This window comes from Actinomadura rugatobispora (genome assembly GCF_042656285.1).
Classification (GTDB): domain Bacteria; phylum Actinomycetota; class Actinomycetes; order Streptosporangiales; family Streptosporangiaceae; genus Spirillospora; species Spirillospora rugatobispora.
On the sequence record NZ_JBHSON010000114.1, the window covers coordinates 18,179 to 32,846 of the forward strand.

Annotated in this window: 13 protein-coding genes; 8 read left to right on the forward strand and 5 right to left on the reverse strand. The window is 73.9% G+C overall.

What is annotated here, in order from left to right; genetic code table 11:
• Nucleotides 1-11: 11 nt before the first annotated feature.
• The 4 genes from ACFPZN_RS48415 to ACFPZN_RS48430 form a co-directional block, all read right to left on the reverse strand.
• Entirely contained in the window at nt 12-878 is an 867-nt protein-coding gene (locus ACFPZN_RS48415; protein WP_378290557.1) for a 1,4-dihydroxy-2-naphthoate polyprenyltransferase, read from the reverse strand.
• 34 nt (nt 879-912) lie between these two features.
• A complete protein-coding gene (locus tag ACFPZN_RS48420) occupies nt 913-2,688 on the reverse strand; it encodes an MFS transporter (RefSeq protein WP_378290588.1) in 1,776 nt (591 codons plus the stop codon).
• 97 nt (nt 2,689-2,785) lie between these two features.
• Entirely contained in the window at nt 2,786-3,355 is a 570-nt protein-coding gene (locus tag ACFPZN_RS48425) for a GNAT family N-acetyltransferase (protein WP_378290559.1), read from the reverse strand.
• A gap of 54 nt (nt 3,356-3,409) precedes the next feature.
• Nucleotides 3,410-4,015 carry a CGNR zinc finger domain-containing protein gene (locus ACFPZN_RS48430; protein WP_378290561.1) on the reverse strand — a complete coding sequence of 202 codons (606 nt, stop codon included), beginning with the start codon at nt 4,013-4,015 and terminating at the stop codon, nt 3,410-3,412.
• A 123-nt stretch (nt 4,016-4,138) separates the two neighbouring features.
• Between ACFPZN_RS48430 and ACFPZN_RS48435 the strand changes: the two genes are divergently transcribed.
• Entirely contained in the window at nt 4,139-4,489 is a 351-nt protein-coding gene (locus tag ACFPZN_RS48435) for a VOC family protein (RefSeq protein WP_378290563.1), read from the forward strand.
• On the opposite strand, the gene ACFPZN_RS48440 is transcribed toward ACFPZN_RS48435, so the two are convergent.
• Complete coding sequence (locus ACFPZN_RS48440; RefSeq protein ID WP_378290565.1) at nt 4,479-5,891, reverse strand: aminotransferase-like domain-containing protein; 1,413 nt, start codon at nt 5,889-5,891, stop codon at nt 4,479-4,481. The two genes, ACFPZN_RS48435 and ACFPZN_RS48440, sit on opposite strands and share 11 nt — an antisense overlap.
• Nucleotides 5,892-5,907: 16 nt before the next feature.
• On the opposite strand from ACFPZN_RS48440, the gene ACFPZN_RS48445 reads away from it, so the two are divergent.
• From ACFPZN_RS48445 to ACFPZN_RS48475, 7 genes are all read left to right on the forward strand, one after another.
• The gene (locus ACFPZN_RS48445) at nt 5,908-7,029 is read left to right on the forward strand and encodes a DMT family transporter (protein ID WP_378290567.1); all 1,122 of its coding nucleotides are present in this window, start codon (nt 5,908-5,910) and stop codon (nt 7,027-7,029) included.
• Nucleotides 7,030-7,043: 14 nt separating this feature from the next.
• Nucleotides 7,044-8,069: a hypothetical protein gene (locus ACFPZN_RS48450; RefSeq protein ID WP_378290569.1), complete on the forward strand. Its 1,026-nt coding sequence runs from the start codon at nt 7,044-7,046 to the stop codon at nt 8,067-8,069.
• Between the two features lie 106 nt (nt 8,070-8,175).
• Nucleotides 8,176-9,210: a glycoside hydrolase family 18 protein gene (locus ACFPZN_RS48455; RefSeq protein WP_378290571.1), complete on the forward strand. Its 1,035-nt coding sequence runs from the start codon at nt 8,176-8,178 to the stop codon at nt 9,208-9,210.
• 193 nt (nt 9,211-9,403) lie between these two features.
• Nucleotides 9,404-9,592, forward strand: a complete 189-nt coding sequence (locus ACFPZN_RS48460; RefSeq protein ID WP_378290573.1) for a hypothetical protein — start codon at nt 9,404-9,406, stop codon at nt 9,590-9,592.
• Nucleotides 9,593-10,194: 602 nt separating this feature from the next.
• A complete protein-coding gene (dapA, locus tag ACFPZN_RS48465; RefSeq protein WP_378290575.1) occupies nt 10,195-11,130 on the forward strand; it encodes a 4-hydroxy-tetrahydrodipicolinate synthase in 936 nt (311 codons plus the stop codon).
• Nucleotides 11,127-12,812 (forward strand): ribonuclease J, encoded by a 1,686-nt coding sequence (locus ACFPZN_RS48470; RefSeq protein ID WP_378290577.1) that lies wholly within the window; start codon nt 11,127-11,129, stop codon nt 12,810-12,812. The genes dapA and ACFPZN_RS48470 overlap by 4 nt, the downstream gene beginning before the upstream one ends.
• 146 nt (nt 12,813-12,958) lie before the next feature.
• Nucleotides 12,959-14,668: DNA translocase FtsK 4TM domain-containing protein (locus ACFPZN_RS48475; protein WP_378290579.1), on the forward strand; the 1,710-nt coding region annotated here is incomplete at its 3' end.

Sequence of the window (14,668 nt, forward strand, 5' to 3'; positions counted from 1 at the left end):
GGGCGCCGGGGTCAGAGGGCCAGGCCGATGGCCAGCAGGGCGCCGAAGGCGAGCTGGAGGCGGCCGGTGCCGCCGAGCACGGGGATGAGCTCCGGTCCGGTGGCGCCCCTCAGCACCGTCTGCGTCGGGGGCACCGACAGCGGGGCCGACAGCAGGGCCAGCAGCGCCCACGGGTGCGGTGCCGCGACGGCCAGCACGATCGGGTAGGGCAGGGCCGCGCACGCCGCGTACAGGATCCGGGTCCAGCGGTCGCCGAGGACGACGGCCAGGGTGCGCTTGCCGGTGACCTCGTCGGTGGGGATGTCGCGCAGGTTGTTGGCGACCAGCAGCCCGCAGGCCAGCAGCCCGACCGGCACGGCGGCCGCCCACGCCTCCCACGGGATCCCCTCGACCTGCACGTACACCGTGCCGACCACGGCTACCAGGCCGAAGAAGACGAAGACCGACACCTCGCCGAGCGCGCGGTAGCCGTAGGGGGTCTTGCCGCCGGTGTAGAACCAGGCGGCCAGGATCGCCAGCGCGCCGACCAGGAGCAGCCACCAGGTGGTCACGGCGGCCAGGACGAGCCCGGCGACGGCGGCGGCGAGGAAGCAGCCGAGGGCGGCGGCCAGCACCTGCCCCGGCTTGGCGACCTTGGAGCCGACCAGGCGGAGCGGGCCGACGCGTTCCTCGTCGGTGCCCTTGACGCCGTCGCTGTAGTCGTTGGAGTAGTTGACGCCGACCTGCAGCGCCAGGGCGACGAAGGCGGCGAGGAGCGCGCGCCACCACACCGCCCCGCCCTCCCCGATCGCGACGCCCGTGCCGACGATGACGGGGACGAGGGAGGCGGGAAGGGTGCGGGGCCGTGATCCGGCGACCCATTGGGAGAGCGTGGCCACTGGTTACCGTTGGTTCTCGTGGGGCGACAGGGGACTAGCCCGCCAATTGTCCCGGATCAGCGGCCCGGCGCGAATCCAGCCCCGCGCGGGAGGGGGAGACGGGGCGCAGGCGAAGCGAAAGGACCAGGCCCAGGGCCAGGATGGCGGCCGTGGCGAGGGCGGCGCGGCGCGTGGCCTCGGCCAGGCTCGCGTCGGCGGCCGCGGCGATCGCCGCCTCGATCCGCGGGGACGCCCCCGAGGCTCCGCCCGCGGCGGCCGCGCGCTCGGCGGCCTCGTGCAGCTCGCGGGCATGGGTTCCGGCGCTCTCGCGCAGTTCCCGGGTGAGGGCGGCCTGCCGGGCGGCGGGCAGGTCCGTGCCGCGCAGCCGCTCGGCCATCGCGTGGCCGAGCCCGGTGGCGAAGACCGTCCCGATCAGCGCGATGCCCAGCGCGGCGCCGACCTGCCGCGCCGTCGACTGGGTGCCGGACGCCTGCCCGGCCTGCCCGGGCGGGACGTCGGCGAGCGAGACGTTGGTGAGCTGGGCGGAGGTCAGGCCCAGGCCGACGCCGTACAGCAGCATCCACGGGGCCAGGCCGAACCCGGTGGTGGTGGCGGTCAGCGTCAGCGCCAGCGCGGCCACGGCCGCCACCTCCAGCGCGATGCCGAACTGGACGACGCGGTGCGCGCCGTGCCGGTGGGCCAGCCTGCCCGCGCCCCCGCCGGACAGGAACGCCCCCGCGGCCAGCGGCAGCAGCGCCACGCTGATCTGCAGCGGGGCGGTCCCGTGCACGCCGAGCAGGAACAGCGGCAGGACGAACACCAGCCCCAGCTCGCCCACGTTGATCAGGGCGGAGGCGAGGTTGCCGTGCCGGAAGTTGGGGATCCGGAACAGGGCGAGGTCGAGCATGACGGGCCGCCCGGCCGCGGCGCGGGCACGTTCCACGACGACCAGCGCGGCGAGCAGCACGGCGCCGAGCCCGAGCACCACCGGCACCGGCGACAGCCCGTTCGGCGGCCAGGTGAACGGCCCCATCGCGAACGGGCGGGTCGCCGTCCACCAGCCGTAGGTCTGGCCCTCGATCAGGCCGCAGACCACGGCGCCGAGCCCGAGCGCCGACAGCGCCCCGCCGGGCCAGTCGATCTCGCGCACGGTGTTGCGCAGCGCGCGCCGCCGCCCGCTCCCGGTGGCCGCCCGGCCCGCCTCGGCGGGGCGCGGGGAGCGTGTCTCGGGCATGAGGGCGAGCGCGCCGCCGAGCAATGCCAGGCCGAGCGGCAGGTTGACGCCGAACGCCCAGCGCCAGCCGGCCGTGCTCGCCACCGCGCCGCCGAGCAGCGGGCCCAGCGCGGCCATGCCCGCGATCAGCGACCCCCAGATGCCGAACGCGACGGCCCGCTCCCGTCCGGTGAACAGCGCGTTCACCGTGGACAGCGTGGCGGGCAGCATCATCGCGGCGCCCACGCCCTGCAGGGCGCGGGCCCCGATCAGCGCCGACCCGTCCCCCGCCAGCGCCGCCAGGACGCTCGCCCCCGCGAAGATCGCGACCCCGGCGACGAACGCGCGGCGCCGCCCGAACAGGTCGCCGGCCCGCCCGGCCGGGATCAGCAGGGCCGCGAACACCAGCGCGTACACCGAGGTCACCCATTCGGCGTCCGAGGTGGTCAGGCCCAGCCCGGAGACGATCTGGGGCATCAGGACGCCGACGATGGTGGCGTCCACGACGATCAGCGAGACGCCCAGGCTCATCACGGCCAGGCAGAGCCAGCGGCGGCGGTGGGACGCCGGGCCGGTCGCCCTGGATCCGGAGTCGGACGGTGTCGCGGAGGTGGTCATGGGCACGACTTCCAACTTAAGCCCGGTCCTTCGATGCTCCTCACCGACCCCGTGGTTGCGCCCGGAGCGCCCCGGAACGCCCCGGCGCCCTTGACGTTCAGGCGCCCGTTCCGGAGCCCTCCGCGTCGGCGGTGATGTCGGTGTGCAGGCGGATCTGCCGGACCGGCTCGCCCATGTCCAGGTCGCGCGCGGTGCCGTCGGGCGCCCACCCGGCCGAGCCCAGGAACGCCCGCATCACCTCGTCCTTCTCGAACGTCCAGGTGATCAGGGTGGCGAAGCCGTCGTCGCGGAGCAGGTCGACGGTGGCGGCCAGCAGCCGGCTGCCGTGCCCGGCCCGCGCGTGCAGCGGGTCGACCAGCAGGGTGATCAGCTCGGCGGCCGCGGCCGGGTCGTGGTCGGGGTCGTTCTCGGCCGGGCCGGAGGCGGCGAAGCCGACGACCAGGTCGGAGGAGACCGCGACCAGCAGCCGGTGCCGGGGGCCCGGCGGGTCGGTGACCGCCTCCGTCCAGCGCTCGCGCCACACCTCCCGGGCCTCCGTGCCGGTCACCTCGGCGAGCACCCCGGCGGGGAGCAGGTCACGGTACGCCTGCCGCCAGGCGCGCACCTGGATGTCGGCGACGGCGGCGGCGTCCGCCCGGCGGGCGGGCCGTACGCCCACGTCGGCCATGGCTTGCCACGTCCTCTCATCGGTGGTGGTGGTCGGGCCGGTCGCTGGATGCGGTCACCGCGTCGCCGTGCGGTCGCGGCGGCGTGCGCGGTAGGCGCGGGTCTTGGTGCGGTTGCCGCACACCCGCATCGAGCACCAGGATCGGCTGCGGTTCTTGGAGGTGTCGAGGAACGCCCACTGGCAGGTGTCCTCCAGGCAGACCTTGAGGCGGGGCCAGGTGCCGTCGGCGGCCGACTCGGTCACGGCCGCCGCGATCCTCGCCAGGCCCGCGGTCGTGCCGCCGCCCAGGGGGACCAGCGCGGGACGGCCGCCGTCGAGCGTGAGCCGCAGCGGCAGCCGTCCCAGCGACCGTTCGAGGTCCCCGGGCAGGCCGCCCCCGGCGAGCGGGGACGCGGCAGCGCCGAGCGTGTGATGGGCGAGCATCGCGGTGCGCAGGCCCTCGCGGAGGGTGGCGGCCAGGTCGACGTCGGACTGGTCGGCCCGCGCGCCGGCGGGCGCCAGCCCGTGCGCGGCCAGCCAGTCGGCCAGGCGCGCCGGAGCGTCGATCGCGTCGGTGGCGCATTCCACGTCGAGTGTGTTGACGAAGTCGCGCAGGAGCAGGGCGGCCGGGGAACCGGCCCGGACGCCGGTGCGCCCCTGGTCGGGCTGCGCGCTGTCCATCACTCCGCTCCTGCCGTCGGGCGCACTCTACCAGCTACGACACCGGTGTTCCCGGATGGGCGGTTGCGGGACCGGGCGACACCTGCGTACCGTTTTGGACGGTGTCGAAGAGAGGAGCCGAGGATGCGCACGACGGTGACGAACGTCGCGATCGACTGCACGGACCTGGACGTCATGGCCGAGTTCTGGGGCGGGCTGCTCGGCATGAAGGTCACCGGCCGCGACGAGGACTGGATCGACCTCGAACCGCTCGGCGACGGCGGGCCGCTGCTGAGCTTCCAGCTCGTCCCCGAGTCCAAGAGCGGGAAGAACCGCGTCCACCTGGACGTGGCGGTGCCCGACGTCCACGCCGCCGGCGAGCGCGCCCGCGAACTGGGCGCCACCCCGCACGGCGAGCCGATGGGCAACCCCGAGCGCCCGTTCCGGGTGTGGCTCGACCCCCAGGGCAACGAGTTCTGCTTCGTCACCGAGTAGCGCGTTCCCGCGCGCGGACGACCTCGGCCAGGCGGCGCACGCCCTCGTCCAGTTCCGCCTCGTTGGCGGCGGCTCCGTAGCCGATCCGCAGGTACGGGCCGGGCGGTTCGGCCGGGAAGAACGGCCGTCCCGCGCTCACCAGCACGCCGGCGCGCAGGGCCGCGTCCGCCAGCGCGACGTCGTCGGTGCCGTCGCGCAGCCGGACCCACAGGTGCGGGCCCCCGGCGGGCCGGTTGACCTCCAGCTCGGGCAGCTCGCGGGCCAGCGCGGCGCGCGCCGCGTCCCGGCGGGAGCGCAGCGCGGTGCGCACCGCGCGCAGGTGCCGCGGCCAGCCCGGGGAGCTGACCAGCTCCAGCAGCGTCTCCTGCAGCGGCCTGGCCGGGAAGAACCCCTCGACCAGCTGGGTCGCGCGGATGCGCTCGGCGACCGGGCCGCGGGCGATCACCGCGGCCACCCGCAGGCTGGCGGCGGTGCCCTTGGTCGGCGAGGCGATGTGCACGACCCGGCCCTCCCGGTCCGCGCCGACCATCGGGGGCGCCACCGGGTCGATGGCCAGATGGCGGGCGAAGTCGTCCTCGATCACGAACGCGCCCGCGGCACGGGCCGCCTCGATCACCCGCGCCCGCCGCTCGGCGGTCAGTACCGCGCCCGTCGGGTTCTGGAAGGTGGGCTGGACGTACACCGCGCGGGCGCCGGTCATGGCGAACGCCTCCGCCAGCAGGTCGGGCCGCACGCCCTCGCCGTCGGCCGGGACCGGCACCGGGTGCAGCCGGCCGGCCCGCGCGATCGCGAGGACGCCCAGGTAGGTGGGGGACTCGACCAGGAGCGGCGAGCCGGGCGGCAGCAGCGCGCGCAGGACCGTCGTCAGTGACTGCTGCCCGCCGCCGGTGACGAGGACGTCGGCGGGCGCGATCTCGCCGCCGGGCGCGGCCGTCCGGGCGAACCAGGCGCGCAGTTCCGCGACCCCGGCCAGCGGGGGCGGGTCCCAGGCGTCCGGGCGGCGGGCGGCGCGGGCGGCGGCCGTGGCCAGCGCCCGCAGCGGCTGGAGGGTGGGGTGCAGGTAGCCGCCGCTGAGCGTGATCGCGCCCTCGGGCGCGGGCAGGAGCAGCCGGGCGACGCCGTCGGAGTCCACGGCGCGGTCGCCGAGCGCGACCGCCTGCCAGCCCAGGTCGGCGGGCCCGGCGGCGTCGGCGCCGGGCGCGGGTCCGGGACGGCCGGCCGCGAACGCGCCGCTGCCCGGGCGCGTGACCACCAGCCCCTCCGCGGCGAGCAGGCCCAGGGCCCGCGCGACCGTGACCGGGCTGACCTGGTGGCGGCGGGTCAGCGCGCGGCTGGACGGGAGCCGCTGGCCGGGGTGCATCCCGCGCAGCTCGTCCCGCAGCCGCTCGGCCAAAACGGACACACTGCTATCCTGGTGCATGAGCGATAACGATAGCGCTACTGCCTCCGCGTCGATAGCGGAACCGGATGCCCCCGCCCCCGGACGGGCGGCCGGCTTGGGGCTGGCCGGCCTCGGTGTGCTGGTCTTCTCGCTGACCTTGCCCGCCACGGCGTTCGCCCTGGAGGGGCTCGACCCGTACCTGATCGGCATCGGGCGCTCGGCCGCCGCTACCGTCCTGGCCGCGATCGCGCTCCTCGCCGTGCACCTCCGCTCCCGCTCCCGGGCGGCCGCGGGGTCCCGGGGCGCCCGGGACGCCCTGGTCCGGCCGCGCGGCCGGCAGTGGGCGGCGGTGGCGGTCACCGCGTCCGGAGTGGTCTTCGGCTTCCCGGTGCTGACCACGCTGGCGCTCGACCACGGCGCGTCGTCCGCGCACGCCGCCGTGGTGGTCGGCCTGCTGCCCGCCGCGACGGCGGTGCTCGCCGTCCTCCGCGCCGGGGAACGGCCCTCGCTCGCGTTCTGGCTGGCGGGCGCGTCCGGCGCGGTGGTGGTGACCGGGTTCGCGGTGATCCGCGGCGCCGGTCATCTCACCGGCGCCGACCTGCTGCTGTTCGGCGCGATGCTCGCGGCCGCGGTCGGGTACACCGAGGGCGGCCGGCTGACCCGGGAGATGCCGGGCTGGCGGGTCATCTCGTGGACGCTGCTGCTGGCCGCGCCGATCACCATGCCCGTCACGGTCTGGTTGCTCGCCACGACGGGTCCGCAGTGGACCGGCGGCGCGGCGCTCGGCTTCGGCTACGTCGCCCTGCTCTCGGCCTACCTGGGCTTCTTCGCCTGGTACGAGGGTCTGGCGCGGGCCGGGATCGCGCGCGCGAGCCAGGTCCAGCTCGCCCAGCCGCTGCTCACACTGCTGTGGTCGGGGATCCTCCTGGGCGAGCTGATCGACGGCCTCACCGCGCTGGCCGCCGTGGGCGTGCTGGTCTGCGTGGCGCTGACCCAGCGCGCCCGCGTACGGAACGCGCCCCCGCCCGCCCGCCGGGTCCGGGACGGCGGCAGCGGCAGCGGCAGGGACGGCGGCAGGGGCGGCGGAACGGGCCCGACCGGCCTTGCGGAACGTGACACACGGCCACACGATGGGAAGGAAAGCGTCACAACGATGTGAACGCAGGGGGCCGCATGGACGACAAGCTCACCGTCCCCGAGGGCGGGTTCTGGCCCGCCCCGGAGATCCCGCAGCCGAACATCTACCCGATGGAGTGGCGGGTCGAGACCGGCAAGCTCGCCGCCATCTACGAGAAGTCCAAGCGGACCGTGTGGAACCCCGCCGACCTGCCCTGGGACGGGATCCGACCGGAGGACTTCACCCCGGAGCAGCGGCTGGGGATCATGTACTGGTTCGCGGTGCTGGCCAACTTCGACGCCTCCGGGCCCGCGGTGTTCGCCCGCGCCACGATCCACGCGTTCGAGCAGCACGAGGAGGATCCGGTCCGCAAGTGCTTCTTCTCGATCACGCGGGACGAGATGAACCACGAGGAGTGCTGCCAGCGGACCATCGCGAAACTGTGGCCGGGCGGGCCGCTGGACTGGACGCCGGGCACCGAGCTCGAGCACGCCGCCCACAACAACATCGGCTGGCTCTACTACAACGGCGGCCGTTACTGGCAGGGTTACAACACCGCGGTCCGCAAATACTCGCTCGCCGTTCTGTTCACCAGTTTCATGATGGGCGAGATGGCCGCGTCCACGCTGTTCCGCGGCATGGCCTCCGGCACCCGGCACCCGGTCTTCGGGGAGATGTTCCAGCGCATCGGCCGCGACGAGTCGCGCCATCTGCAGATCTGCATGACGATCCTCGACAACGAGTGGCCCGGCCTGAACGAGGAGGTCAAGGGGCAGATCACCAAGCAGTTGCGGGCGGGGTTCGTCTTCCTGTCGATGATCCTGTGGGAGCCGCCCGAGGGATTCTGGGACCTGCCGCCGTATTTCCTCACCAACCACCGCGTGCTGATGAGCCATGCGCGGGACGCGGGCCTGGGCGTCCTCTCGTTCGAGGAGCAGGCGGAGAACTGGAAACTGGCCATCGCCCGTATCCGCGCCATCGTCGAACGCTGGGGCATCGCCTTCCCGGCCATTCCGGAACTGGACATCTCGGGGGTGAAGGTCGACATCATCGACCCCGAGGACATCATTCCGGTGTTTTAAGGCCCGAGCCGGACGCCGCCCCCGGCCCGGCGGTGTCCGGTGCTTCTCCGGGCCCGGTCCGGGCCGGAGAGACCCGCCCCGCCCGGTTTTCCGCGATCATTGTCCGATGGCATGGAAAAGGCGGATCGTTCGGGGCCTGCGGTGGGCGGGCTGGACCGCGGCGTGCGCGCTCGGCCTCGTGGCGCTGCTGCTGGGCGGCGCGTGGGTGTGGTGGCAGCCCGAGCCGGAGGCGCGCGGCACCGTCGCCAACGCGCTCTGGGCGCGGCACCAGTGGGTGGGGGAGGAGCACACCGAGCAGGAGTACCGCGACCTCGGCCGCCTGCTCAGGGAGAACCGCATCACCGACGTGTTCTTCCACGCGGGCCCGTTCGAGGCCGACGGCACCGTGCCGCCCGCCAAGTACCGCAACGCGCGCAGGCTGATCCAGGCCATGCGCGAGCACGCGCCCGGCGTGCGCGCCCAGGCCTACCTCGGGCAGATCAGGAAGCTGGACGGCTACGGCGTCACCGACCTGGACGACCCGGCCGTCCGCGCGAGCGTCCTGCGCACCGACGCGCTCTTCCTCGACCTCGGCTTCGACGGCATCCACTACGACTTCGAGCCCATCTACGCCGACGACACCGCGTTCCTGGAGCTGATGGAGAAGACCAGGGAGCTGACGCGCTCGCGGGGCCGGCTGCTGTCGGTGGCCATCGAGCAGCTCACCCTCGTGGACGGGGCGCAGCCGATCTACCGCGCCCTCATCCCGCAAGGACACGGCCGCTTCCACTACCCGCCGCGTCCCACCGAGGAGTACCTGCGCGCGCTGGCCGACCGGGCCGACCAGGTCGCGATCATGACCTACGACGCGGCGCAGCCGACCGCGTCCCTGGCCGGTCTGGACTACGCCCGGCACACCGAGCGGACGCTGCGGCTGATCGGCGACCGGACGACGGTGTTCATGGGAGTCCCCACCTACCGCCCGCTGATGGACTGGGCGGACAACCTGCCGGTGGCGCTGCGGGGCGTGCGGCGGGGGCTGGACGCGCTTGATCGTCCGCCCGCCCGCCCCTACGGTGTCGGGATTTATGCGGAATGGACGACCATACCCGCTGAATGGGCGCTTTACCGGGCTAACTGGCTGCCGCGCGGGTCAGCATGAATTGGCGTTGACGGTACCCGCCCCGTCACGTTCCCGTCCTTGCGTTTGTGCAGGTCAAAAGGTTAGTTGACGGAGCCTTCCGCGGGGGTAGGCAAGCAGCGGCGGAACCGGCGGATCGGGCGTGCACGTCGAGAGCGGGCACGACCGGCGGAACCGGACAGGACGATCGCACGAGAGTGGGGGAGTGACGCCGATGGGCATCCAGCGGACCGCGTGGCATGAGTCGGACCAGCTGACCGAGCTTTCGGCCGAATTCACCGGATGGCGGATCGGCCGCGGCGGCTCCGGCCATTGGTGGGCGGTGCGCGGCGACGAACTCGTCCGCACCCCCGACGTGGACGAGTTGCGCGCGCGTCTGTACGAACTCGGCGAGAACCGGTGACCCTGCCGCCGCCGACGGGCGGCGAGCGCCGGTAGGCGCCGCGGACCCCGTGGACGCGCGCCCGGGACCAGGGGCGGGGCGGGCGGCCCGCCTCCCCGGTCCTAACGGAAGGTGTTTCCGCGAGCCGGTTGCGGAACGACCGTCCGTGGAGCAGGACCGCTGCGGGCACGTTATCCAACCGATTCCGGGAAGTAGCCGGACTGACCCCGTAACGCGGCATTTGCGTGCCACGATGTGGAGAACAGAAGCCGCCCGCCACGCGTACCCCCGAGCGTGTGGCGGGCGGCTTCTGCCTTCCCGGCCCAGGAGGCCCCGGCGCCCGCCCCGGCCTCGTCGCCGGCAGGCCCCACGCGCGCCCCGCTCCCAGCCTCGCTCCCGGTCCCACTTCCGGCCCCGCAGCCGGCCGTCGGCGCGTCCGGGCGGAGTCGTCCAATGCGACCGGCAGACCGCCCCAAATCCCGCCCGATCACCCGGCCCGCCCGCGTCCCCCGCATCACTCGAGACTCCGCTGGTCGGCGGGGCGAGTCACGGCTCCGCGACATTGCTCCTTTGTGGGGACCTGTGGGTCCAAGGCGGCCGCCCGGAACGGTACCGTTCGATGCATGGCACCCAGCACAACAAGCGGCGCTCCCTTCGGGAGGATGCTGACCGCGATGGTCACGCCGTTCCGGCCCGACGGCGGGGTCGACTACGACGGAGCCGCGCGCCTGGCGACCTACCTGGTCGACGAGCAGCGCAACGACGGCATCGTCGTCAACGGGACGACGGGAGAGTCGCCGACGACGAGCGACGCCGAGAAGGACCGCCTGCTCCGCACCGTGATCGACGCGGTCGGCGACCGCGCCGTCGTGGTCGCCGGGGTCGGCACCAACGACACCGCGCACAGCCGCGCCCTGGCCCGGGCGGCCGAGGAGGCCGGCGCGGACGGCACGCTGATCGTCACGCCGTACTACAACAAGCCCCCGCAGGAGGGGCTGCTGCACCACTTCACCGAGGTCGCGGACGCGGCCGCGCTGCCGGCGATGCTCTACGACATCCCGGGCCGCTCGGGGGTGCCGATCCTCACCGAGACGCTGCTGAAGCTGGGCGAGCATCCGCGGATCGTCGCGGTCAAGGACGCCAAGGGCGACCTGTTCGCCGGCTCCCTGGTGATGGCGGGCACCGACCTGGCCTACTACTCCGGCGACGACGCGCTCAACCTGCCCTGGCTGTCGGTGGGCGGCTGCGGGTTCGTCAGCGTGGTCGGCCATGTCGTGGGGGCCGATCTCCATGAGATGATCGACGCGTATCTCGCCGGCGACCGGGAGAACGCGCAGCAGATCCACCGCCGCCTGCTGCCCGTGGTCACGGCGATCATGACCCGTACGCAGGGCGCCATCGCCGTGAAGGCCGCGCTGAACCTGCTGGGGCTGCCGGGCGGCACGGTCCGCGCGCCGCTCGTCGACGCCTCGCTGGAGTTCGCGGCGCGCCTGCGCGAAGACCTCACGATTGGGGGAGTCAAAGTGCCGGAGGTCACCATTCCGGAGGTTGCCCGGTGAGTCACCCTCACCCGGAGCTGACCGCACCGCCCGCACTGCCCGGCAACGGCCTGCGCATCGTCGCGCTCGGCGGCCTGGGCGAGATCGGCCGCAACATGGCCGTGTTCGAGTACGGCGGGCGGCTGCTGATCATCGACTGCGGGGTGCTGTTCCCCGAGACCGAGCAGCCCGGGATCGATCTGATCCTGCCCGACTTCGACTATGTCAGGGACCGGCTCGACGACGTCGAGGCGGTCGTCCTGACGCACGGCCACGAGGACCACATCGGCGCCGTCCCCTACCTGCTGCGCGAGCGCCCCGGGATCCCGCTCGCCGGCTCCAGGCTGACCCTGGCGCTGCTGGAGGCCAAGCTCACCGAGCACCGGATCAAGCCCACCACCGTGGAGGTGAAGGAGGGCGACCGGCGCTCGTTCGGCCCGTTCGACTGCGAGTTCCTGGCGGTCAACCACTCCATCCCCGACGCGCTGGCGCTGGCCGTCCGCACCCCGGCCGGACTGGTCCTGCACACCGGCGACTTCAAGATGGACCAGCTGCCGCTGGACGGCCGCCTGACCGACCTGGGCGGATTCGCCCGGCTCGGCGCCGAGGGCATCGACCTGCTGATGTCGGACTCCACCAACGCCGAGGTGGCCGGGTTCGTCACCAGCGAGCGCAACATCGGCCCGGTGGTCGACGACGTGTTCCGCACCGCGCAGGAGCGGATCATCGTGGCCTGCTTCGCCTCGCACATCCACCGGGTGCAGCAGGTGCTGGACGCCGCGGTCGCCAGCGGCCGCAAGGTCTGCTTCGTCGGCCGCTCGATGGTGCGCAACATGGGCGTGGCCCGCGAGCTGGGCTACCTGGACGTGCCCGAGGAGATCATGGTCGAGCCCCGGCAGCTCGACGACGTGCCGCCCGACCGGCTGGTGCTGGTCTGCACGGGCTCGCAGGGCGAGCCGATGTCGGCGCTGTCGCGGATGGCCAACCGCGACCACCAGATCCGCATCACCCGGCGCGACACCGTCATGCTGGCGTCCTCGCTGATCCCCGGGAACGAGACCGCCGTCAACCGGGTCATCAACGGGCTCACCCGGTGGGGGGCGCGGGTCGTCCACAAGGGCAACGCGCTGGTGCACGTGTCCGGGCACGCGTCCGCGGGCGAGCTGCTGTACGTGCTCAACATGACCAGGCCGGGCAACTTCATGCCGATCCACGGCGAGTGGCGGCACCTGCGGGCGCACGCCAAGCTGGCCGCGCTCACCGGCGTCCCGGAGGAGAACATCGTCATCGCCGAGGACGGCGTCGTGGTCGACCTGGTCGACGGCCAGGCCTCCATCGTCGGCGCGGTCCCCGCCGGGTACGTCTACGTCGACGGGCTGTCGGTCGGCGAGGTCACCGAGACCTCCCTCAAGGACCGCCGGATCCTGGGCGAGGAGGGGTTCGTCTCCATCGTCGTCGGCGTCGACTCCACCTCGGGCAAGGTCGTGGCGGGCCCGGAGATCCACGCCCGCGGGGCCGGCATCGTCAACGAGGACTTCGAGGAGGTCATCGGGCGGCTCGAGGCGGTGCTGCAGGACGCCGGCGCCGACGGCGTCAACGACCTGCACCAGATGAACCAGCTGGTCCGCCGCACGGTCGGCAAGTGGGTCAACGACAACTACCGCCGCCGTCCGATGATCATCCCGGTGGTCGTCGAGATCTAGCCCGCCCGGATCCGCCGGGACCCCGCCCGGACCCGCCCGGAGTCCGGCCGCCGGCCCGGCGGCCGGGCCGGGTCCGGTTCCGGAGCAACACGCCCGCCCGGCCGGATTGACCGGAACCAGCCGGCTCCTTGGTTACCCTCATCACCATGGCCACACGTGCGTCCGGGGGAGCCAAGGCGTCCTCGCGTACCCGGGCCGGCGCCGGTGGTGCCCGCAAAGGCGCGGGCACGGCCCCCCGCAAGCGTCCCAGCGGCGGCGCGAAGGGCGGCGGTGGCCGCGGCTCCGGCAAGGGGCGTCCCCCGCAGAGACCGGATCCGATCCGCCAGCTGTTCTTCGGGTTCTTCAAGCTGCTGTTCCAGCTGTACCACCTGGCCGCGGTGACGGTCGGCTCGATCTTCCGCGCGTACCGGCGCGGCGCCCAGGGGCTGGACGCCGAGCACCAGCGCGACGGGTTGGGCCTGGCGCTGCTGGGCGGCGCGATCGTGCTGGCCTCGGTGACCTGGTGGCGGCCGTCCGGCGTGGTCACGATCGCGCTCGAGCAGGTGGTGCGGGGCGGCATCGGGATGCTGGCGATGGCGCTGCCGGTGCTGCTGGCCGTGCTGGCCTGGCGGACGCTGCGGCACCCCGAGCACAACGACGACACCGGGCGCGTCGTCATCGGGATGACCGCGCTCATCGTGGGCGTGCTGGGCATCGTGCACATCGCCGCCGGGGTCCCGGCGCCGGCCCGCGGCATGGACGAGGTGCGCCGCGCGGGCGGCGTGGTCGGCTGGCTGTCGTCGGCGCCGCTGGAGGCGGCGCTGAGCGGCTGGGTGGCGGTGCCGCTGCTGATCCTGCTGTCGGGCTTCGGGCTGCTGGTGGTCACCGCCACCCCGATCGCCCGGGTCCCGGAACGGCTCAACGAGCTGTGGTCCGTGGCGACCCTGCAGGGCCGCCCGGGGCGTCCCTCGCGGCCGCTGGACCGGGGCCGGGACGCCGACGACGGCGAGGACGGCCGCGCCGACGACCGCGAGACGGCGGAGGCGTCCAAGCCCAAGCGCCGCCGCAAGCCGAAGCCGGAACGGGCCGCGCGGGGCGGCGAGGGGGAGGCCGGCGACCCCGCGGTGGAGGTCGGCGAGCACTCCAAGCCGTACGACACCCCCGTGCTGGACGACGCGCCCACCAAGGGCAAGGGCGCCCGCGACCTGGCCGACGAGCTGTTCGAGCCGGACCCGTTCGGCTCCGACGCGCCGCCGCCGCCCGAGCCGGACGCGGCTCCCGAGCCCGAGACGGTCGCCGATCCGCCCGCGCCGTCGCGCGCGCGCCGCACGCCCGACCCGACGCCCGCGCCGCGCCGCGTGGAGCAGCTGCCGCTGTCGTCGTCCGGCGAGATCTACGAGCTGCCCGAGCCCGCGCTGCTGCGTCCGGGCAGCGTGGCCAAGCCGCGGACCAAGGCCAATGACACGGTGGTGAACGCGCTCACCGGGGTGCTGGAGCAGTTCGACATCGACGCGCAGGTCACGGGGTTCACCCGGGGGCCGACGATCACGCGGTACGAGATCGAGCTGGGTCCGGCGGTGAAGGTGGAGAAGGTCACCGCGCTGACCAAGAACATCGCTTACGCGGTCAAGAGCGCCGATGTGCGGATCATCTCCCCGATCCCGGGGAAGTCGGCGATCGGGGTGGAGATTCCCAACGTCGACAAGGACATCGTCAGCCTGGGGGATGTGCTGCGTTCGCCGGCGGCGACCAATGAGCACCATCCGATGGTCGTGGGGCTGGGCAAGGACGTCGAGGGCCGCACGGTGGTGGCGAATCTGGCCAAGATGCCGCACATCCTGATCGCGGGTGCGACCGGGGCGGGCAAGTCGACGTGC

What these genes read in the sequence shown, in the direction of transcription:
- ACFPZN_RS48420 (WP_378290588.1), bottom strand. Translation starts at nt 2,688, where the DNA reads ATGACCACCTCCGCGACACCGTCCGACTCCGGATCCAGGGCGACCGGC.
- ACFPZN_RS48425 (WP_378290559.1), bottom strand. Translation starts at nt 3,355, where the DNA reads ATGGCCGACGTGGGCGTACGGCCCGCCCGCCGGGCGGACGCCGCCGCC.
- ACFPZN_RS48430 (WP_378290561.1), bottom strand. Translation starts at nt 4,015, where the DNA reads ATGGACAGCGCGCAGCCCGACCAGGGGCGCACCGGCGTCCGGGCCGGT.
- ACFPZN_RS48435 (WP_378290563.1), top strand. Translation starts at nt 4,139, where the DNA reads ATGCGCACGACGGTGACGAACGTCGCGATCGACTGCACGGACCTGGAC.
- ACFPZN_RS48445 (WP_378290567.1), top strand. Translation starts at nt 5,908, where the DNA reads ATGAGCGATAACGATAGCGCTACTGCCTCCGCGTCGATAGCGGAACCG.
- ACFPZN_RS48450 (WP_378290569.1), top strand. Translation starts at nt 7,044, where the DNA reads ATGGACGACAAGCTCACCGTCCCCGAGGGCGGGTTCTGGCCCGCCCCG.
- ACFPZN_RS48455 (WP_378290571.1), top strand. Translation starts at nt 8,176, where the DNA reads ATGGCATGGAAAAGGCGGATCGTTCGGGGCCTGCGGTGGGCGGGCTGG.
- ACFPZN_RS48460 (WP_378290573.1), top strand. Translation starts at nt 9,404, where the DNA reads ATGGGCATCCAGCGGACCGCGTGGCATGAGTCGGACCAGCTGACCGAG.
- dapA (WP_378290575.1), top strand. Translation starts at nt 10,195, where the DNA reads ATGGCACCCAGCACAACAAGCGGCGCTCCCTTCGGGAGGATGCTGACC.